Genomic DNA, 230 nt, shown 5'->3' with positions numbered 1-230 from the left:
CTTGTGCTTTCTATAAGAAAACAGAAGTATCTGTGTCCTGAATGCAAGAAAACTGCGACAGCTAAATTTAAAGATACTAACTATCATGATCATTTTTCTAATGCTGTTAAAGCCAAACTTATACGTGATTTAAGTCTATCCAGACCTATGTGTGAAATTGCTGCGGACTCTTTTACATCTTCAAACACAATTATTAGATCTTTAGAGAGTGTAGAAAATAATTTTAAAGT

At 31.7% G+C, this 230-nt stretch carries 1 pseudogene; it reads left to right on the top strand.

Annotation, left to right across the window (positions count from 1 at the left end):
- Positions 1-230: pseudogene (locus FC55_RS10195) on the top strand (ISL3 family transposase); the annotation flags it as partial.

This window comes from Ligilactobacillus salivarius DSM 20555 = ATCC 11741 (assembly GCF_001435955.1).
Lineage (GTDB): Bacteria > Bacillota > Bacilli > Lactobacillales > Lactobacillaceae > Ligilactobacillus > Ligilactobacillus salivarius.
Note: the sequence above shows the minus strand (reverse complement) of the source record. Positions and strands in the feature narration are given on the sequence as shown.